At 60.3% G+C, this 18451-nt stretch carries 19 protein-coding genes; 17 read left to right on the top strand and 2 right to left on the bottom strand.

Going from position 1 to position 18451, the window contains the following annotated elements; translation table 11 throughout:
• The first annotated feature begins 29 nt into the window (after positions 1 to 29).
• The 11 genes from H8F23_RS09090 (at position 30) to H8F23_RS09040 (ending at position 9155) form a co-directional block, all read left to right on the top strand.
• A complete protein-coding gene (locus tag H8F23_RS09090) occupies positions 30 to 665 on the top strand; it encodes a MotA/TolQ/ExbB proton channel family protein (protein WP_042560451.1) in 636 nt (211 codons plus the stop codon).
• Positions 662 to 1090 (top strand): ExbD/TolR family protein, encoded by a 429-nt coding sequence (locus H8F23_RS09085; RefSeq protein WP_093435463.1) that lies wholly within the window; start codon positions 662 to 664, stop codon positions 1088 to 1090. The genes H8F23_RS09090 and H8F23_RS09085 overlap by 4 nt, the downstream gene beginning before the upstream one ends.
• The gene (gene lpxK, locus H8F23_RS09080; protein ID WP_194934098.1) at positions 1090 to 2100 is read left to right on the top strand and encodes a tetraacyldisaccharide 4'-kinase; all 1011 of its coding nucleotides are present in this window, start codon (positions 1090 to 1092) and stop codon (positions 2098 to 2100) included. Before H8F23_RS09085 ends, lpxK begins: the two co-directional genes overlap by 1 nt.
• 21 nt (positions 2101 to 2121) lie before the next feature.
• Positions 2122 to 2307 (top strand): Trm112 family protein, encoded by a 186-nt coding sequence (locus tag H8F23_RS09075; RefSeq protein ID WP_003174668.1) that lies wholly within the window; start codon positions 2122 to 2124, stop codon positions 2305 to 2307.
• A complete protein-coding gene (gene kdsB / locus H8F23_RS09070) occupies positions 2304 to 3068 on the top strand; it encodes a 3-deoxy-manno-octulosonate cytidylyltransferase (protein WP_194934096.1) in 765 nt (254 codons plus the stop codon). The genes H8F23_RS09075 and kdsB overlap by 4 nt, the downstream gene beginning before the upstream one ends.
• Positions 3068 to 3532 carry a low molecular weight protein-tyrosine-phosphatase gene (locus tag H8F23_RS09065; protein WP_194934095.1) on the top strand — a complete coding sequence of 155 codons (465 nt, stop codon included), beginning with the start codon at positions 3068 to 3070 and terminating at the stop codon, positions 3530 to 3532. The genes kdsB and H8F23_RS09065 overlap by 1 nt, the downstream gene beginning before the upstream one ends.
• Positions 3529 to 4548: a UDP-N-acetylmuramate dehydrogenase gene (gene murB, locus H8F23_RS09060; RefSeq protein ID WP_194934093.1), complete on the top strand. Its 1020-nt coding sequence runs from the start codon at positions 3529 to 3531 to the stop codon at positions 4546 to 4548. Before H8F23_RS09065 ends, murB begins: the two co-directional genes overlap by 4 nt.
• 245 nt (positions 4549 to 4793) lie before the next feature.
• Positions 4794 to 5264 (top strand): (2Fe-2S)-binding protein, encoded by a 471-nt coding sequence (locus H8F23_RS09055; protein ID WP_194934091.1) that lies wholly within the window; start codon positions 4794 to 4796, stop codon positions 5262 to 5264.
• Positions 5261 to 7582: a xanthine dehydrogenase family protein molybdopterin-binding subunit gene (locus H8F23_RS09050; RefSeq protein WP_194934090.1), complete on the top strand. Its 2322-nt coding sequence runs from the start codon at positions 5261 to 5263 to the stop codon at positions 7580 to 7582. The genes H8F23_RS09055 and H8F23_RS09050 overlap by 4 nt, the downstream gene beginning before the upstream one ends.
• Positions 7582 to 8562: an XdhC family protein gene (locus H8F23_RS09045; protein WP_194934089.1), complete on the top strand. Its 981-nt coding sequence runs from the start codon at positions 7582 to 7584 to the stop codon at positions 8560 to 8562. Before H8F23_RS09050 ends, H8F23_RS09045 begins: the two co-directional genes overlap by 1 nt.
• Complete coding sequence (locus tag H8F23_RS09040) at positions 8559 to 9155, top strand: nucleotidyltransferase family protein (protein ID WP_194934088.1); 597 nt, start codon at positions 8559 to 8561, stop codon at positions 9153 to 9155. Before H8F23_RS09045 ends, H8F23_RS09040 begins: the two co-directional genes overlap by 4 nt.
• Before the next feature lie 268 nt (positions 9156 to 9423).
• Here the strand turns inward: H8F23_RS09040 and rne are convergent, their stop codons facing one another.
• A complete protein-coding gene (gene rne, locus H8F23_RS09035) occupies positions 9424 to 12642 on the bottom strand; it encodes a ribonuclease E (RefSeq protein WP_194934087.1) in 3219 nt (1072 codons plus the stop codon).
• 699 nt (positions 12643 to 13341) lie between these two features.
• Between rne and rluC the strand changes: the two genes are divergently transcribed.
• The 3 genes from rluC to H8F23_RS09020 are packed head-to-tail and all read left to right on the top strand — an operon-like array spanning position 13342 to position 15964.
• Entirely contained in the window at positions 13342 to 14301 is a 960-nt protein-coding gene (gene rluC, locus H8F23_RS09030) for a 23S rRNA pseudouridine(955/2504/2580) synthase RluC (protein ID WP_194934086.1), read from the top strand.
• Positions 14288 to 14950 (top strand): HAD-IA family hydrolase, encoded by a 663-nt coding sequence (locus H8F23_RS09025; RefSeq protein WP_194934085.1) that lies wholly within the window; start codon positions 14288 to 14290, stop codon positions 14948 to 14950. The genes rluC and H8F23_RS09025 overlap by 14 nt, the downstream gene beginning before the upstream one ends.
• Positions 14951 to 14974: 24 nt before the next feature.
• Positions 14975 to 15964: a S49 family peptidase gene (locus H8F23_RS09020; protein WP_095048615.1), complete on the top strand. Its 990-nt coding sequence runs from the start codon at positions 14975 to 14977 to the stop codon at positions 15962 to 15964.
• A 48-nt stretch (positions 15965 to 16012) separates the two neighbouring features.
• On the opposite strand, the gene H8F23_RS09015 is transcribed toward H8F23_RS09020, so the two are convergent.
• Complete coding sequence (locus tag H8F23_RS09015) at positions 16013 to 16591, bottom strand: Maf family protein (protein WP_194934084.1); 579 nt, start codon at positions 16589 to 16591, stop codon at positions 16013 to 16015.
• Between the two features lie 105 nt (positions 16592 to 16696).
• Between H8F23_RS09015 and H8F23_RS09010 the strand changes: the two genes are divergently transcribed.
• The 3 genes from H8F23_RS09010 to plsX are packed head-to-tail and all read left to right on the top strand — an operon-like array spanning position 16697 to position 18435.
• Positions 16697 to 17224, top strand: coding sequence for a YceD family protein (locus tag H8F23_RS09010; RefSeq protein ID WP_038364482.1), 528 nt, complete (start codon positions 16697 to 16699; stop codon positions 17222 to 17224).
• A 13-nt stretch (positions 17225 to 17237) separates the two neighbouring features.
• Entirely contained in the window at positions 17238 to 17420 is a 183-nt protein-coding gene (gene rpmF / locus H8F23_RS09005) for a 50S ribosomal protein L32 (protein ID WP_003179396.1), read from the top strand.
• A gap of 4 nt (positions 17421 to 17424) precedes the next feature.
• The gene (plsX, locus tag H8F23_RS09000; protein WP_093435433.1) at positions 17425 to 18435 is read left to right on the top strand and encodes a phosphate acyltransferase PlsX; all 1011 of its coding nucleotides are present in this window, start codon (positions 17425 to 17427) and stop codon (positions 18433 to 18435) included.
• Positions 18436 to 18451 lie beyond the last annotated feature (16 nt).

Below are 18451 nucleotides of genomic sequence, written 5' to 3'. Positions count from 1 at the left end.
TGGCGCACTTTTTCGAGGGGACTGTCACTGTGTGGGAATTGGTCAAATCCGGCGGCTGGATGATGTTGCCGATCATTCTGAGCTCCATCGCGGCCATGGCGATCGTCGCCGAGCGCCTGTGGACCCTGCGCGCCAGTCGCGTTACCCCCGAGCATCTGCTGGGCCAGGTCTGGGTCTGGATCAAGGACAAGCAACTCAATAAAGAAAAACTCAAGGAATTGCGCGCCAATTCGCCGTTGGGGGAAATCCTCGCGGCGGGCCTGGCCAACTCCAAACATGGTCGCGAGATCATGAAAGAGTGCATCGAAGAGGCCGCCGCCCGGGTCATTCACGAACTCGAGCGCTACATCAATGCGCTCGGCACCATCGCCGCCATGGCGCCATTACTGGGTCTGCTTGGCACCGTGCTGGGCATGATCGATATCTTCAGCGCGTTCACCGGCTCCGGCATGACCACCAATGCCTCGGTGTTGGCGGGCGGTATCTCCAAGGCGTTGATCACCACTGCTGCGGGCCTGATGGTCGGTATTCCGGCGGTGTTCTTCCACCGGTTCCTGCAACGCCGCATCGATGAATTGGTGGTGGGCATGGAGCAGGAGGCGATCAAACTGGTTGAAGTGGTGCAGGGCGACCGTGACGTTGACCTGGCCGAGGGCCGCGCGTGAAGTTCCGTCGCAAACCCCGGGAAACCGTGGACATCAACCTCGCGTCGCTGATCGATGTGGTGTTCATTCTGCTGCTGTTTTTCGTCGTGACCACCACGTTCACTCGCGAAACCCAGTTGCGTGTTGACCTGCCGGAAGCGGTCAGCGGCTCCCCGGCCGAAGACCAGCAAGTCAAGCAGATCGACGTGGCCATCAGCGCCGAAGGCGTGTTTTCGGTGAACAACAAGATTCTGCCGAAGAACGACCTGGCGACCCTGATGGAAGCCATGCAGAAAGAGTCCAACGGCGACACCAACATGCCGTTGTCGATCAGTGCCGATGGCAAGACTCAGCATCAATCCGTGATCACCGCCATGGATGCGGCCGGCAAGCTCGGTTTCAGCCATCTGCGCATGACCACGGTCGAGGCGGCGCCCAAATCCTGATGAGCCTGTCCGATCGCTTGCTCGCCGCGTGGTATCAGGGGCACCCGGCCCTGACGCTGCTGCGGCCGCTGGAAATGCTCTATCGCCGCGTGGTGGTGGGTAAGCGCCAGCGCTTTCTTGCCGGTGAAGGTCAGATCTACCAGCCATCGGTGCCGTTGATCGTGGTCGGCAACATCACCGTCGGTGGCACCGGCAAGACGCCGATGATTCTCTGGTTGATCGAACATTGCCGGCGCAGCGGTTTGCGCGTCGGCGTGGTCAGTCGTGGTTACGGCGCCAAACCGCCGCAACTGCCGTGGCGCGTTGCGGCCGAGCAAACCGCTGACATCGCCGGTGACGAACCGTTGCTGATCGTCCAGCGCACCGGCGTGCCGCTGATGATCGATCCGGATCGCAGCGCAGCGGTCAAAGCCTTGCTCGCCAGCGAACCGCTGGACCTGATTCTGTCCGATGACGGTATGCAGCATTACCGTCTGGCGCGGGATCTGGAGCTGGTGCTGATCGACGCCGCTCGCGGTCTCGGTAACAAACGCTGCTTGCCGGCAGGGCCGTTGCGTGAGCCGATCGAGCGTCTGCAAAGCGTCGACGGTGTGCTGTTCAATGGTGCCACCGAGGATCGCGATGACGGTTTCGCTTTCCATCTGCAACCGACTGCGCTGGTCAATCTGCGCAGCGGCGAGCGCAAGTCGCTCGATCATTTTTCGCCCGGCCAGGCCGTGCACGCGGTCGCCGGGATCGGCAATCCGCAACGTTTCTTCAATACCCTCGAAGCGCTAGACTGGCGAGCAGTCCCCCATGCGTTTGCCGACCACGCCGAATACAGCGTGCAGGCGTTGAATTTCACACCGTCATTGCCGTTGGTGATGACCGAAAAGGACGCGGTGAAGTGCCGTGCCTTTGCGGCTGACGACTGGTGGTATCTGGCGGTCGATGCGCTGCCGTCACCGGCCTTTGTGGCCTGGTTCGACACGCAGCTGATGCGCCTGTTGCCGGATCGTCTTTTGCCTTAACTCTTTACTCAGGGAATGTTCATGGACACCAAATTGCTCGATATCCTCGCGTGCCCGATCTGCAAAGGCCCGCTCAAGCTCAGCGCCGACAAGACCGAACTGATCAGCAAGGGCGCCGGTCTGGCGTACCCGATCCGCGATGGCATCCCGGTCATGCTCGAAAGCGAAGCCCGCACCCTGACCACCGACGAGCGTCTGGATAAATGACCACTGCCTTCACCGTTGTCATCCCGTCGCGTTTCGCCTCGACCCGTCTGCCCGGCAAACCGCTGCTCGACATCGCCGGCAAGCCGATGATCCAGCACGTCTGGGAACAGGCGAGCAAAAGCAGCGCCAGCCGTGTGGTCGTCGCGACTGACGATGCGCGCATCGTCGAGGCCTGCAAGGCTTTTGGTGCCGAAGTGGTGCTGACCCGTGAAGATCACAATTCCGGCACTGATCGTCTGGCCGAAGTCGCGGCGAAACTGGGTCTCGAACCCGACGCGATCGTGGTCAACGTGCAAGGTGATGAACCCTTGATCCCTCCGAGCGTGATCGATCAGGTCGCCGCCAATCTGGCGGCCCACACCGAAGCGCGCATGGCCACGCTGGCCGAGCCGATTGAAGACGTGGACACCCTGTTCAATCCGAATGTGGTCAAGGTTGTCAGTGATCTCAACGGTCTGGCGCTGACCTTCAGCCGCGCGACCTTGCCGTGGGCGCGCGATGCGTTTGCCAAGAATCGCGAGCAATTGCCCGAAGGCGTACCGTACCGTCGCCATATCGGCATTTATGCCTACCGTGCCGGTTTCCTTCAGGACTTCGTGAGCTGGGGCCCATGCTGGCTGGAAAACACTGAATCCCTCGAGCAACTGCGTGCCCTGTGGCACGGTGTGCGGATTCATGTCGCCGACGCGCTGATCGCACCGCCGACTGGCGTTGACACGGCCGAAGACCTCGAGCGCGTTCGTCGCCTGCTGGAGGCCTGATGCGCGTTCTGTTTGTGTGCCTGGGCAACATTTGCCGTTCGCCCACGGCCGAAGGCGTACTGCGCCACAAACTGCGTGAAGCAGGGCTGGCGGATCAGGTCGAAGTGGCCTCCGCCGGCACCGGTGACTGGCACGTTGGCAACCCGCCGGACAAACGCAGCCAGGCCGCGGCCAAAGTGCGCGGCTATGACCTGTCGGCGCAACGCGCGCAGCAGGTCCGCCGTGCCGATTTCGCCAGTTACGACCTGATTCTGGCCATGGACAACAGCAATCTGCGCAACCTCAAGGCGTTGCGGCCGTCCACCGGCAAAGCCGAGCTGGACCTGTTTTTGCGCCGTTATGCCGGGGTGGTTGATGAAGTCCCGGATCCGTATTACGACGGCGATCAGGGTTTCGAGCAAGTGCTGGATCTGATCGAAGCAGCCTGTGACCAATTGTTGATCGAAGTGAAGGGCCGGTTATGAGTTTGCAGGTGCAACCGCAGGTTTCCCTGAAACCGTTCAACAGTTTTGGCGTGGATGTGCGCGCGCAACTGTTCGCCGAAGCCCACAGCGATGCCGATGTCCGTGAAGCGCTGGCCTACGCCACCGCGCACGATATGCCGTTGCTGGTGATTGGCGGTGGCAGCAACTTGCTGCTAACGGCAGATATTCCGGCGCTGGTGCTGCGCATGGCCACGCGCGGGATTCGTGTGATCAGCGATGACGGCAACCGTGTGGTGATCGAGGCGGAAGCGGGCGAGCCGTGGCATCCGTTTGTGCAGTACACGTTGGCGCAAGGATTCTCCGGGCTGGAAAACCTCAGCCTTATTCCCGGTACGGTTGGCGCTGCGCCGATGCAGAACATCGGTGCCTATGGTGTCGAGATCAAGGATATGTTCGCCGGACTGACTGCGCTGGATCGCCAGACCGGCGAACTGCGCGATTTCAGCCTCGAAGAATGCAACTTCGCCTACCGCGACAGCCTGTTCAAGCAGCAGCTGGGGCGTTGGCTGATTCTGCGCGTGCGTTTTGCGCTCGATCGCGTCGCTCATCTGCATCTGGAATACGGCCCGGTGCGTCAACGCCTGAGCGAGCAGGGTATCGAGCAGCCGACGCCGACCGACGTCAGTCGCGCAATTTGCAGCATCCGCAGTGAAAAACTGCCGGATCCGGCGGTGCTCGGCAATGCCGGCAGCTTCTTCAAGAATCCGCTGGTGTCGGCGGCCGTCGTTGCGCAGATCAAAGCGCAACATCCGGATCTGGTGGCGTACGCGCAACCGGACGGGCAGATGAAACTGGCCGCCGGCTGGTTGATCGAGCGGGCCGGGTGGAAAGGTTTCCGCGAGGCCGATGCCGGCGTGCATAAGTTGCAGGCGTTGGTACTGGTCAACTACGGGGCGGCAACCGGGCTGCAACTGCTCGATCTGGCGCAACGCATCCAAAAAGACATTGCCGAACGTTTCAATGTCGACCTGGAGATGGAGCCTAATCGCTATTGAGGCTACGCTCTCAAAGCGCCATCCAAAGCCCTGCACTGATAAAAAGTGCAGGGCTTTTTTGTTAACGCTGGGTTAACTTAGCGAGCTAACGATAACCGTCATTTGCTCCACCAAAGGCCCGGTGCAGACGTTCGCGTCGGCACAAGAGAGCCTGATTAGCCTGAGTCGATCTGCGTGAACCACCGCCGATTCAACGGCGGCAGATTGCTCGACCCCATAACCACTAAAAATATGCGGGCGTGCCCATGATTACCCTGAAACTCAACGGTCAAGACCATCCTCTCGATGTCACCGAAGACATGCCGCTGTTGTGGGCGATTCGTGATGTCGCCGGTTATAACGGCACCAAGTTCGGCTGCGGCATGGGTCTATGCGGCGCCTGCACTATTAATATCGACGGCTTGCCGGCGCGCAGTTGCATCACGCCGATCGGTTCGGTGGTTGGCCAGAACGTCACCACCATCGACAACCTGCACGCCGACCCGGTGGGTCAGGTGGTCCAGCAAGCCTGGCTCGACACCGCTGTAGCGCAATGCGGGTTCTGTCAGGGCGGGCAGATCATGTCGGCCACCGCGTTGCTCAAGACCAACCCGAACCCGAGCGACGAGCAGATCGAAGAAGCCATGGTCGGTAACATTTGCCGTTGCGGCACTTATAACCGAATCAAAACCGCTATTCGTCAGGCGTCCACTCACTTGAAGGAGGCCAAGGCATGAGTCGCCTTCCGAATGATTTCGCCCTGAGTAACCTCAGTCGTCGCGGTTTCCTCAAAGGCGTCGGCGCCACCGGCGCGCTGGTGTTGGCCGCCAGTTGGGGTTGGCAGGATGCGTTGGCTGAAGACAAACCGAAGCAATTCGGCGCCGATGGCATGCCCAATGGCTGGATCGACGATCCGAAGGTCTACGTCGGCATTGCCGCTGACGGCACGGTCACTGTGGTGTGCAACCGTTCCGAGATGGGCCAGGGCGTGCGCACCAGTCTGACCATGGTGGTTGCTGATGAACTGGAGGCCGATTGGGCGCGCGTCAAAGTGCAGCAGGCGCCGGGTGATGAAGTGCGCTTCGGCAACCAGGACACCGACGGTTCGCGCAGCATGCGCCATTGGTATGAGCCGATGCGACGTTGCGGCGCGGCGGCGCGGACCATGCTTGAACAGGCCGCCGCTGCGCAGTGGAAAGTGCCGCTCGGTGAATGCCACGCGCAACTGCACAAAATCATTCACAAACCGTCTGGCCGTGAGCTGGGCTATGGCGAGCTAGCCGCCGCAGCCAGTGCGTTGCCGGTACCGACGCGTGACAGCCTGCGCCTCAAGCAGCCGTCGGAGTTTCGCTACATCGGCAAGGAAGGGACGAAAGCCATCGATTGCGCAGACATCGTCAACGGTCGTGCGGTGTACGGCGCCGATGTGCATTTCGACGGCATGTTGTACGCAACTATCGCCCGTCCGGCGGTGTACGGCGGCAAGGTCAAATCGCTGGATGACAGCGCTGCGCTGAAAGTCCCCGGTGTGCTCAAAGTGATGCAGATCGAAAGCCGTCCGCTGCCTTCGGAGTTTCAGCCGTTGGGCGGAGTGGCCGTGGTCGCCAGCAACACCTGGGCCGCGATCAAGGGCCGTGAAGCGTTGAAAATCGAATGGGATGACGGCCCGAACGCCAGTTATGACTCGATCGCCTATCGCAAAGAGCTTGAAGCCGCTTCGCTGAAACCCGGCAAAGTGGTGCGCAACACCGGCGATATCGACAAGGCCCTGAGCGGCGCTGCGAGTACGCTTGAAGCATCCTACTACCTGCCGCATCTGGCCCAGGCACCGATGGAACCAATGGTTGCCATCGCTCGTTACAAGGACGGGGTTTGCGAAGCGTGGGCACCGAGTCAGGCGCCGCAAGTCACCCGCGAGCGCATTGCCGAGCGTCTTGGACTGCCGTTTGACAATGTCACGTTCAATGTCACCTTGCTTGGCGGTGGTTTTGGTCGCAAGTCGAAACCGGATTTCGTCGTCGAAGCGGCGATTCTCGCCAAAGAGTTCCCCGGCAAAGCCGTGCGGGTGCAGTGGACGCGTGAAGATGACATCCACAACTCGTATTTCCACACCGTGTCCGCCGAGTATCTGAAGGCTGGCGTGGGCAAGGACGGCATGCCGTCAGGCTGGTTGCATCGCACCGTGGCGCCGAGCATCACCGCGCTGTTCGCGCCGGGCATGAACCATGAAGCGGCGTTCGAACTGGGCATGGGTTTCACCAACATGGCCTACGCGATTCCCAACGTACGCCTGGAAAACCCGGAGGCGACCGTGCACACACGGGTTGGCTGGTATCGCTCGGTGTCGAACATTCCTCATGGTTTCGCGATTCAGAGCTTTGTCGATGAACTGGCGCACAAGGCTGGCGAGGATCCGCTCAAGTACCAGGTCAAACTGCTCGGTCCGGACCGGCAGATCGATCCGCGCACGCTGAGCGAAGAGTGGAACTACGGCGAGTCTCCCGAGCGTTATCCGATCGACACCGGACGCATGCGCACCGTGCTGGAAACTGCCGCGAAGGCTGCCGGTTGGGGACGCAAACTGCCCAAGGGCCGTGGTCTGGGGCTGGCTGTGCATTACAGCTTCGTCACCTATGTGGCAGCGGTGATCGAAGTCGAGGTCAAGGACGATGGCACGCTGATCGTGCACAAGGCTGACATCGCGGTGGATTGCGGGCCGCAGATCAACCCTGAACGTATTCGCTCGCAGTTCGAAGGCGCTTGCGTGATGGGCCTGGGCAACGCGGTGCTGGGCGAAATCAGCTTCAAGGACGGTAAGGTCCAGCAGGACAACTTCCATATGTATGAAGTGGCGCGCATGTCGCTGGCGCCGAAGGAAGTCGCCGTGCATCTGGTGACTCCGCCGGGCGACGTGCCCTTGGGCGGTGTCGGCGAACCGGGCGTGCCACCGATTGCCCCGGCCTTGTGTAACGCGATCTTCGCCGCCACCGGCAAGCGTATTCGCAACCTGCCGGTGCGTTACCAGTTGCAGGGCTGGCAGAAGGCAGAGGCGTAATGGACAGCGTCGACCTCAATGTCCTGCGCAGCGTCCTCGAATGGCGCCGCGCCGGACAGCGGGTGGTGCTGTTCAGCGTGGTGCAGACCTGGGGCACGGCGCCCAGGGCGCCTGGCGCCATGCTCGCCTTGCGTGAGGATGGCGTGGTGATCGGTTCGGTGTCGGGCGGGTGCGTCGAGGATGACTTGATCGCCCGCCTGCACGACGGCCGCATCGCCACCGATGGGCCGCCGGTGCAGTTGATTACCTATGGCGTTACACGCGAGGAGGCGGCGCGCTTTGGCTTGCCTTGTGGCGGCACGTTGCGCCTGACTGAAGAACGGATCGGCGATCCTGCGTGGGTCGCTGAATTACTGTCCCGTTGCGAAGCACACGAGATCGTCGCTCGCGAGTTGAACATTGAAACCGGTGAAGTGCTTCTGTCGCCGGCCAGCAAGTCCGACTCGCTGGAGTTCGACGGCAAAACCCTGCGCGCAATCTACGGGCCGCGCTGGCGCCTGTTGTTGATCGGTGCCGGGCAGTTGTCGCGCTACGTGGCGGATATGGCGCGGTTGCTGGATTTCGAAGTACTGATCTGCGATCCGCGCAGCGAATTCGTCTACGGCTGGGAAGAGCATCACGGGCGTTTCGTCTCGGGCATGCCGGATGAGGCGGTGTTGAGTATCCAGACCGACGAACGTACGGCGATTGTCGCGTTGACCCATGATCCGCGTCTGGACGACATGGCGCTGCTCACGGCGCTGGATTCTCCGGCCTTCTATGTCGGCGCTCTCGGCTCTCGGGTTAACAGCCAGAAGCGTCGGGAGAATCTGGCTCAGCTAGGCTTGTCGGTGCAGGCGATCGATCGGCTGCACGGGCCGATCGGTTTGCACATCGGCAGTCATTCGCCAGCGGAAATTGCTTTGTCCCTGTTGGCGGAGATCGTCGCGATCAAGAACGGCGTCGAGTTGAAGCAGAAGAAAACTTTGGAGGACGCATGAGTCGATCCATTGCAGTGATTGTGCTGGCGGCGGGTGAGGGCAGTCGTTTTCGCCAGGTGGCAGGTGCCGATAAGGACAAGTTGCTGGCGGACTGCACCGGGCGTGATGGCTCGGTGCGTTCGGTGATTGAGCAGGTGCTGTTGAATCTGCCGGTCAGTCTCGACAAGCGTGTGCTGGTGACGACTGAAGCGCGGCCGCAGGCGATGCGCATGGCCCAGGCCTATGGCTGTGACGTGGTCTCGATCGAGTCGACCGGAATGGGGGACAGCATTGCCGCTGGCGTCAAGGCGTGCCCGGAGGCGGATGGCTGGTTGATTGTGTTGGGGGATATGCCGTTTATCTTGCCGTCGAGTATTGAACGGGTCGTTGCGGCGATTGCCGACGATGCGGTGAGCGTGCCGGTGCAGGAGGGTGAGTTTGGCCATCCAGTGGGGTTTGGGCGTTCGTTTGGTGCGGGGTTGCAGGCTTTGAGTGGCGATCGAGGGGCTCGGCCGTTGTTCACGCAGGGCAGGGTGGTGGAGGTTGCCGTCGATGATCCAGGCGTTCTGTGGGACATCGATGTGCCTGAGGCTTTGGTTTTTGCCTCGTCATGAGACCTGTGTGAATTCCTTGGAGCCCTCACCCTAGCCCTCTCCCAGAGGGAGAGGGGACTGACCGAGGTGTTCTTTCGAGGTACACCGACCTGAAACTTCGAGTCGAACTCCGGTCTTGAAGCACGCGGATATCGGCTCCCTTTCCCCCTCGCCCCCTCGGGGAGAGGGCTGGGGTGAGGGGGTTGGACCTAGAGTCCACCACAAAAAATCGAGGCATAAAAAAGCCCCGCCTGAATAATCAGGCGGGGCTTTTTAACGGCTTTGGAAATTACACGAGAGGTTTAGGCTCGTGTTCTTTTTCCTCGGCCTCTTGGTGTTGCTCGACCACGTCCTGAACGGAGCGTGGTGCTTCAGCAATCACCGCTTCGACAACCGCTTCTTCAGCGACCGGGGCAGGCGCTGCCTCGACCACTTCAGCCACCGGAGCAGCAGCGGCAGCCAGTTCGGCTTCCTTCTGCAGACGCTCTTCTTCACGCTTGCGACGACGCACTTCACGTGGGTCGTTTGGCGCGCGGCCGCTTGGCGTCAGAGCGCTGACCGGTGCTGGAGCTTCAACCACCGGGGCTGGCGCTTCGGTCACCACGGGTGCTTCGACAACCGCTGCTTCAACGACAGGTGCTGGTTCGGCAGCCTTACGTTCTTCAAACACCGGGGCTTCGAACACTGGCGCTTCAACAACCGGTGCTTCCACCACTGGCGCTGGGGTTTCAGCAACAGTCGGCTCGGCAACCCAGTTGAAGGCAGTCTGCTCTTCGCGAACTTCACGCACGGTTTCGGTTACGGTTTCTGCAACGGTTTCAACCACCGGCTCCGCAGCCACAACTGGCGCTGGCTCTACCTGAGGCAGGGTCTCTTGAACCGGTGCCACTTCGACTTCCGGAGCAGCAACCACTTCCACTGGCGTGGTTGCTTCAACAACCGGGGCTTCCACTGGAGCGGTTTCCTGAACAGCCGCGGTGGCGCGTTCGGCTTGCTCGTGGGCTTGTGCTTCAGCCGGTGCACTGATCACGGTGCTGGCAACAGCGGCGGTCACAGCCAGGCCAGCAGCCAGATCGGCAGTGCTTGGCGCTTCAGCGTTTTCGCCGGCTTCGGATTCTTCTGAACCTTCGATCACGTTGCCGTTGGCATCACGCTGACGCTCACGACGGTTGCTGCGACGACGCTGACCGCGCGAACGACGACGTGGGCGATCGCCTTCGGCGTTCTCCGAACCGTCTTCCGGCAGTTGCTCTTCGTTGGTGCTCACTTCTTCTTCAGCGACGGCAGCAGCGGGCTGTTCGGCACGCGGTTGACGCTCTTCACGTGGCGGACGCGGTGCGCGTTCTTCACGTGGCTGACGGGTCGGGCGTTCTTCAGCGGTAACGGCAACGTCAGCTACAGCGGCTGGAACGGCGTCCAGTGGCTCGCGCAGTTCACGCACACGCTCTTCACGCTCGCCGCGTGGCTTGCGGTCTTCGCGCGGCGCACGTGGTGCACGTTCTTCACGCGGAGCGCGTGGTGCACGTTCTTCGCGGGCAACTGGCGCTTCGGTACGAGCTTCACGTGGTTCGCGGACTTCACGGGCTTCACGTGGCGCGCGCTCTTCGCGCGGCTCGCGTGGGGCGCGTTCTTCACGTGGAGCACGTTCTTCGCGTGGCTTGCGTTCTTCATCGCGGCGACCATTACGGTTGCGGCTCTGCTGACGACCGTTGCGACGCTCTTCGTTGCGGGCCGGACGTTCGGCGGCTGGTTTTTCAACCACAACCGGAGCGGCTGGCTCTTCTTTGGTGGCGAACAGGCTGACCAGCGATTTCACCAGACCTTTGAACAGGCTTGGCTCTGGTGCAGCGACTGGAGCTGGTGCAGCAGCGGCCGGGGCGGCGACTTCGGTCGGAACCGGAGCGTTGGCACGGGCCGGAGCAGTCTTGACCGCGGCTTCCTGGCGAACCAGGGTGCGGGTCGCAGCGGCTGGCTGAACTTCTTCGACTTCAGCAGCGGCAGCAGCGATTTCGTAGCTGGACTGGTTGGTCGCGGCTTCCGGGCTGTCATCACGCAGACGCTGAACTTCGAAATGCGGGGTTTCGAGGTGGTCGTTCGGCAGAATGATGATGCGGGCACGGGTGCGCAGTTCGATCTTGGTGATCGAGTTGCGTTTTTCGTTGAGCAGGAACGCGGCGACCGGGATCGGCACCTGGGCGCGCACTTCGGCGGTGCGGTCTTTCAGGGCTTCTTCTTCGATCAGGCGCAGGATCGCCAGCGACAGCGATTCAACGTCACGGATGATGCCGGTGCCGTTGCAACGCGGGCAAACGATGCCGCTGCTTTCGCCCAGGGATGGACGCAGGCGCTGACGGGACATTTCCAGCAGGCCGAAGCGCGAGATGCGGCCGATCTGCACGCGGGCACGGTCAGCTTCCAGGCATTCGCGGACTTTCTCTTCCACGGCGCGCTGGTTCTTGGCAGGGGTCATGTCGATGAAGTCGATGACGATCAGGCCGCCGATGTCGCGCAGGCGCAACTGACGGGCGATTTCTTCGGCGGCTTCAAGGTTGGTTTGCAGAGCGGTTTCTTCGATGTCGCTGCCTTTGGTGGCGCGCGCCGAGTTGATGTCGATCGACACCAGGGCTTCGGTCGGATCGATAACGATGGAACCACCGGAAGGCAGTTCAACGACGCGCTGGAAAGCGGTCTCGATCTGGCTTTCGATCTGGAAACGGTTGAACAGCGGAACGCTGTCTTCGTACAGCTTGATCTTGCTGGCGTACTGCGGCATCACCTGGCGGATGAAGGTCAGGGCTTCGTCCTGGGCTTCAACGCTGTCGATCAGCACTTCGCCGATGTCCTGGCGCAGGTAATCGCGGATGGCGCGGATGATCACGTTGCTTTCCTGGTAGATCAGGAATGGCGCGGAGCGATCCAGCGAGGCTTCTTTGATGGCGGTCCACAGTTGCAGCAGGTAGTCGAGGTCCCACTGCATTTCTTCGCTGCTGCGGCCCAGGCCGGCAGTGCGCACGATCAGACCCATATCGGCTGGAGCAACCAGACCGTTCAGCGCTTCACGCAGTTCATTGCGCTCTTCGCCTTCGATGCGACGGGAGATACCGCCGGCACGCGGGTTGTTCGGCATCAGCACGAGGTAACGACCGGCCAGGCTGATGAAAGTGGTCAGGGCGGCGCCCTTGTTGCCACGTTCTTCTTTTTCGACCTGAACGATGACTTCCTGGCCTTCGCTCAGGACGTCCTTGATGTTGACGCGGCCTTCAGGGGCTTTCTTGAAGTATTCGCGGGAGATTTCTTTGAGGGGCAGGAAGCCGTGGCGCTCGGAGCCGAAATCGACAAAGGCAGCCTCAAGGCTTGGTTCGATGCGAGTGATGCGGCCTTTATAGATGTTGGCCTTCTTCTGCTCGCGTGCACCGGATTCGATGTCCAGGTCGTAGAGGCGTTGGCCATCTACCAGTGCAACACGCAACTCTTCGGGTTGAGTTGCGTTAATCAGCATTCTTTTCATGTAGTACCGTCGGTTTCCGGGCTGCCGGAAACGGCGTTCGGCACACACGACTTCTCACGGTCGGTGTCAGGTGCGTCGGGAGTGGTTGGCCATTCCCGTGTCCAGCGATATGCGGCCAATTGGGCCGATATAGCGACGTACGCGTCCTGCTTGCTGTGGCTACTTAAGCACTCAGTCAGGAGGAGGAATCAACCAGCGGCTGTGGACGAGATGAAGCGTCTTGATAAAGCCTATTGCTACACAGTCCAGCGGTTGTGCATCTCCACCCTACACGTATCCCTGATAATTCGGGTGCTGCCGCGCGCAGAATCCGCAGCGGGTTGGCATTTACCGTGAGCTCCGAAAGGGGAGGTCACGCATCATGGCTAATTCAGGCGTTGTTTCCGAAACATTCGCTCGGGGTCATCTGCAGCTGACTGCACTTTGTGAACTGGCCTTGAATGTGTGCCTGCCAGGCGAGTAAAAACTCTGCTCGGCGGTGTAATTCAGGCCTCATGTCACCTGCGCTTGTTACAACTGCAAACTCCACCGTTACGTAGCGAAAGCCCCGTAGGACGGCCTCGCGTCCTGGTGAATTGCGTTGGTCAGGGCCGGTTTTTGACCGTGGTTCCTCTGTCCAGGCCGCTTTTGGCGGCGTTCGCGACTATAGCAGCAATGATTAAGTGCTTCAATTCCATAAAAATTGTTATCATCCGCGGCATGACAACTACTGCCCCTTCGACTCCAGGCGTTCAATTGCTTGAAGTCTCGCCGGAGTATGCCGGCCAACGAATCGATAATTTTCTCCTCGCCCGGCTCAAAGGCGTGCCCAAGACCTTGATTTACCGCATTTTGCGCAAAGGCGAAGTGCGCGTGAACAAAGGTCGGATCAAGCCCGAGTACAAGCTGCAGGCCGGCGATATCGTGCGCGTGCCGCCGGTCCGCGTGCCCGAACGTGATGAGCCGGTGCCGCTGGCTCAAGGCTTGTTGCAGCGTCTGGAAGCCTCGATCGTCTACGAAGACAAAGCCCTGATCGTGATCAACAAGCCCGCTGGCATTGCGGTTCACGGTGGCAGTGGCTTGAATTTCGGTGTGATCGAAGCCTTTCGTCAGTTGCGCCCCGATGCCAAGGAGCTGGAGCTGGTACACCGTCTTGACCGTGACACCTCCGGCCTGCTGATGATCGCCAAAAAACGCAGCATGCTCCGTCACTTGCACGAGCAATTGCGCGGCGATGGCGTCGACAAGCGTTACATGGCGCTGGTGCGAGGCAACTGGGCGACCTCGATCAAGAAAGTCAGCGCGCCATTGCTCAAGAGCAATCTGCGTTCCGGCGAGCGCATGGTTGAAGTCAACGAAGAAGGTAAAGAAGCCCTGACAATGTTCAAGGTGCTGCGCCGTTTCGGTGATTTTGCCACCATGGTCGAGGCTAAACCGGTTACCGGTCGTACCCACCAGATTCGCGTGCACACCCTGCATGCTGGCCATTGCATTGCTGGCGACAGCAAGTACGGCGATGAGGATTTCACCAAGGAAATCCGCGATCTGGGCGGCAAGCGCCTGTTCCTGCACGCCTACATGCTGACCGTGCCGCTGCCCGATGGCGGCAAGCTGACCTTGCAGGCGCCGGTCGATGAAATGTGGGCCAAGACCGTGGAGCGATTGAGTGCGCCCATCTGATTACAAGCTGCTGATTTTCGATTGGGACGGCACGTTGGCTGACTCCATTCACCGGATCGTCGAAGCCATGCATTCGGCGTCCGGGCGCTCCGGTTTCGAGTTGCGCGATGATTTTGCCGTCAAAGGCATCATCGGTCTGGGCTTGCCCGAGGCGATTCGCACGCTGTATCCCGAGATCAGTGATGCCGAAATGGTCGCGTTTCGCGAGTATTACGCCGATCACTACATCGCAGCAGAAGCTGTGCCTTCGCCGTTGTTCGAAGGCGTAGTCGAGTCGATGGCGTCCTTTCGCGAGCAGGGTTATCACCTCGCGGTGGCGACCGGCAAGAATCGGCGCGGACTGGATCGGGTACTCAAGGCCAATGGCTGGGAAGATTATTTCGATATCACCCGCGCCGCCGATGAAACTGCGAGCAAGCCGCACCCTCTGATGCTGGAACAGATCCTTGCTCATTGTGGTGTGCGCCCGGAGCAGGCGTTGATGGTCGGCGATTCGTCCTTCGATCTGTTGATGGCACGCAATGCCGGGATGGATTCGGTGGCGGTCAGCTATGGCGCGCAATCGATCGAGTCGCTGCAGCAGTTCGAGCCGCGCCTGTCGATCGACCGTTTTTCCGAATTGCATGCCTGGCTGGGGAAGCAGGCTTAATACGTTTTTGCTGGGGTGGATGGCATGACCGACGAATGGAAAGCACCGGCCAAGGCAAGTGCCGACGGCGGTGACGAGAAAAGCTGGAAGCTGTTGGAAAAGACCTTGCTGGCTGGGGTTCAGGAGCAGCGTCGTTCGCGGCGTTGGGGGATTTTCTTCAAGCTGCTGACGTTTGTTTATCTGTTTGTTGCGCTGATCCTGTTCACACCATTGATGGACATGGAAAAGAGCGCCACACGCGGCCCGAACTACACCGCGTTGATCGACGTCACCGGCATGATTGCCGACAAAGAGCCGGCCAGTGCCGATAACATCGTTGGCAGCCTGCGTGCGGCGTTCGAGGACAAGAAGGTCAAAGGCGTGATCCTGCGCATCAACAGTCCTGGCGGCAGTCCGGTGCAATCGGGTTATGTGTATGACGAGATCAAGCGTCTGCGCGGTCTGCATCCGGAGATCAAGCTTTACGCGGTGATTTCCGATCTGGGCGCCTCCGGTGCTTATTACATTGCCAGTGCGGCGGATCAGATCTATGCCGACAAGGCGAGTCTGGTTGGTTCGATTGGTGTGACGGCGGCCGGTTACGGCTTTGTCGGTACCATGGAGAAGCTGGGTGTCGAGCGTCGCACGTACACCTCGGGCGAGCATAAGTCGTTCCTTGACCCGTTCCAGCCGCAGAAGTCTGATGAAACGGCCTTCTGGCAAACGGTGCTGGACACCACGCACAAGCAGTTCATCAACAGCGTCAAGCAGGGTCGTGGCGATCGTCTGAAAGACAAAGAGCATCCGGAGCTGTTCTCCGGGCTGGTCTGGTCGGGTGAGCAAGCGCTGCCGCTGGGCTTGATCGATGGTCTGGGCAATGCCAGTTCGGTGGCGCGTGATGTGATTGGCGAGAAGGAGCTGGTCGACTTCACCGTTCAGGAGTCGCCGTTCGATCGCTTCTCGAAGAAGCTCGGCGCCAGCGTGGCTGAGCAGTTGGCGATGTGGATGGGTTTCCACGGGCCGTCGTTGCGTTAAAAAGTCGCGGCATAAAGAAACCGGCCTTGATGGCCGGTTTTTTGTGGGTCAGGGGATTTGCACGCCTTCAACCAATAGCATGTCGATCAGGCGAATCAGCGGCAGGCCGATCAGGCTGGTGGCGTCAGGGCCTTCGGTGGATTGAAACAGGCTCACGCCCAGTCCTTCAGCCTTGAAGCTGCCCGCACAATCGTAGGGCTGCTCCAGTCGCAGGTAGCGCTCAATGCGCGCCTGATCGAGTTGGCGCATGTGCACGGTGAACGGTACACAGTCGACCTGGCATTGGCCGGTCTGACTGTTAAGCAGAGCCAGGCCGGTGAGGAACGTTACGCTGGCACCGCTGGCGGCCATCAGTTGCTCGCGCGCCTTCTCAAAGGTGTGCGGCTTGCCGATGATCTGCTCGCCGAGCACGGCAACCTGGTCCGAGCCGATAATCAGATGGGCGGGATGACTGTCAGCCAGTGCCCGGGCTTTTTGTTCGGCGAGGCGCTTGACCAGATCGATCGCCGATTCGCCTGGACGATGACTTTCATCGATATCCGGCGAGCTGCAGACGAACGGCAGGTGCAGGCGGGCGAGCAATTCCCGACGGTAGGTCGAGCTTGAAGCGAGTAATAAAGGCAGCATTCGCGTCTCCTGAGGCAGGTGCGAATTCTAGCGGAGGCACGCAAGTGACGGACAGGGCACAATTTCCTTTGACATGGGTGGGTGCATCCCTATAATGCTGCGCCTATGTTGAATGACCCGATTCCACCTCACGTTGACCCGCGCAAATTGGCTGACCGTGGCACCACCCTCCAAGGTGAACTGCTGCTGGCCGATTTGAAGAGACTCTGCGACCCGCTTTCCGACGATGTCGGTACGGTGCAGGCGAAATTCGTTTTTGAACGAGATGAACGTAAATCTGTGGTGATCCACAGCTTTATCGACACCGAGGTCAAAATGGTTTGCCAGCGTTGTCTTGAGCTGGTCACCCTGCCGATCCACAGCGAATGCAGTTACGCTGTAGTGAAGGAGGGTGCGAATACCCAGTCGTTACCGAAAGGTTATGACGTGCTGGAACTGGGCGAAGATCCATTGGATCTGCAGTCACTGGTCGAGGAAGAGCTTTTGCTTGCCTTGCCTATTGTGCCTGCTCATCATCCGGAAGAATGCCAGCAGCCGGCGGGAGCAGATGAGCCCGAACCGAGCGAGGACGAGGTAACGCGGTCCAACCCGTTCAGTGTATTGGCGCAGTTAAAGCGTGACCCAAACGTTTAGGAGTTAATCAATTATGGCTGTTCAGCAGAACAAAAAATCCCGCTCTGCCCGTGACATGCGCCGTTCGCACGACGCTCTCGAGGCTAGCACCCTGTCTGTAGAAAAAACCACTGGTGAAGTTCACCTGCGTCACCACGTATCGCCAGAAGGCGTATACCGTGGCCGTAAAGTGATCGACAAGGGCGCTGACGAGTAATCACTTGTCCGCTCAAGTCATCGCGATTGACGCAATGGGCGGGGACTTCGGTCCCCGCAGCATTGTTCAGGCCAGCCTTGCTTGCCTGTCTGCTACGCCCTCGCTGCACCTGACCCTCGTCGGTCAACCCTCCCTTCTTGAAGAATTGATCCACGGCCAATCGGCTGCCGATCGCGCACGCCTGACAATTGTCGCGGCCAGCGAAGTCATCACCATGGACGAAAAGCCGACTCAGGCCTTGCGTGGCAAGCCGGACTCGTCGATGCGTGTCGCCCTTGAGTTGGTGCGTGACGGCAAGGCTCAGGCCTGTGTCAGCGCCGGCAATACCGGTGCGTTGATGGCGCTGTCACGATTCGTGCTGAAGACGCTGCCCGGTATTGATCGGCCGGCAATGGTGGCGGCTATCCCGACGCAGAAGGGTTATTGCCAGTTGCTCGACCTGGGTGCCAACGTCGATTGCAGTGCCGAGCATTTGCTGCAGTTTGCGGTGATGGGCTCGGTGGCGGCGCAGACGCTGGGTATCCATCGCCCGCGCGTCGCGCTGCTGAACATCGGCACCGAAGACATTAAGGGCAATCAGCAGGTCAAGCTGGCTGCGACGCTGTTGCAGGCTGCCCGTGGCATCAATTACATCGGCTTTATCGAAGGCGACGGTTTGTATCGCGGCGAGGCGGATGTTGTGGTGTGTGATGGTTTCGTCGGCAACATCCTGCTCAAGTCCAGCGAAGGTCTGGCGACGATGATTGCTGCGCGTATCGAGGCGCTGTTTAAAAAGAATCTGGCCTCCCGTGCCGTGGGGGCGTTGGCGTTGCCGCTGATGAAACGTTTACAGGCGGATCTGGCGCCGGCGCGACATAACGGCGCAAGCTTTCTCGGCTTGCAGGGTATCGTGGTGAAAAGCCACGGTTCGGCCGGTGTTCAGGGCTTTCAGAGTGCTATTTCCCGTGCGCTGATCGAGATTCAGGAAAATCTTCCCGAGCGTCTCCACGGCCGTCTGGAGGATTTGTTGTCTTAGGCGTTTTCGTCGGACA

It is taken from the genome of Pseudomonas neuropathica, from assembly GCF_015461835.1.
In the GTDB taxonomy this organism is placed as follows: domain Bacteria; phylum Pseudomonadota; class Gammaproteobacteria; order Pseudomonadales; family Pseudomonadaceae; genus Aquipseudomonas; species Aquipseudomonas neuropathica.
Note: the sequence above shows the minus strand (reverse complement) of the source record. Positions and strands in the feature narration are given on the sequence as shown.

Excerpts from the sequence above, each read along its gene's own strand:
- murB (WP_194934093.1), top strand. The coding sequence starts at position 3,529 with ATGAGTTTGCAGGTGCAACCGCAGGTTTCCCTGAAACCGTTCAACAGT.
- rne (WP_194934087.1), bottom strand. The coding sequence starts at position 12,642 with ATGAAAAGAATGCTGATTAACGCAACTCAACCCGAAGAGTTGCGTGTT.
- lpxK (WP_194934098.1), top strand. The coding sequence starts at position 1,090 with ATGAGCCTGTCCGATCGCTTGCTCGCCGCGTGGTATCAGGGGCACCCG.
- H8F23_RS09010 (WP_038364482.1), top strand. The coding sequence starts at position 16,697 with ATGTTGAATGACCCGATTCCACCTCACGTTGACCCGCGCAAATTGGCT.
- H8F23_RS09075 (WP_003174668.1), top strand. The coding sequence starts at position 2,122 with ATGGACACCAAATTGCTCGATATCCTCGCGTGCCCGATCTGCAAAGGC.
- H8F23_RS09045 (WP_194934089.1), top strand. The coding sequence starts at position 7,582 with ATGGACAGCGTCGACCTCAATGTCCTGCGCAGCGTCCTCGAATGGCGC.
- H8F23_RS09050 (WP_194934090.1), top strand. The coding sequence starts at position 5,261 with ATGAGTCGCCTTCCGAATGATTTCGCCCTGAGTAACCTCAGTCGTCGC.
- H8F23_RS09015 (WP_194934084.1), bottom strand. The coding sequence starts at position 16,591 with ATGCTGCCTTTATTACTCGCTTCAAGCTCGACCTACCGTCGGGAATTG.
- H8F23_RS09040 (WP_194934088.1), top strand. The coding sequence starts at position 8,559 with ATGAGTCGATCCATTGCAGTGATTGTGCTGGCGGCGGGTGAGGGCAGT.
- H8F23_RS09020 (WP_095048615.1), top strand. The coding sequence starts at position 14,975 with ATGACCGACGAATGGAAAGCACCGGCCAAGGCAAGTGCCGACGGCGGT.
- H8F23_RS09055 (WP_194934091.1), top strand. The coding sequence starts at position 4,794 with ATGATTACCCTGAAACTCAACGGTCAAGACCATCCTCTCGATGTCACC.
- kdsB (WP_194934096.1), top strand. The coding sequence starts at position 2,304 with ATGACCACTGCCTTCACCGTTGTCATCCCGTCGCGTTTCGCCTCGACC.
- H8F23_RS09065 (WP_194934095.1), top strand. The coding sequence starts at position 3,068 with ATGCGCGTTCTGTTTGTGTGCCTGGGCAACATTTGCCGTTCGCCCACG.
- rpmF (WP_003179396.1), top strand. The coding sequence starts at position 17,238 with ATGGCTGTTCAGCAGAACAAAAAATCCCGCTCTGCCCGTGACATGCGC.
- rluC (WP_194934086.1), top strand. The coding sequence starts at position 13,342 with ATGACAACTACTGCCCCTTCGACTCCAGGCGTTCAATTGCTTGAAGTC.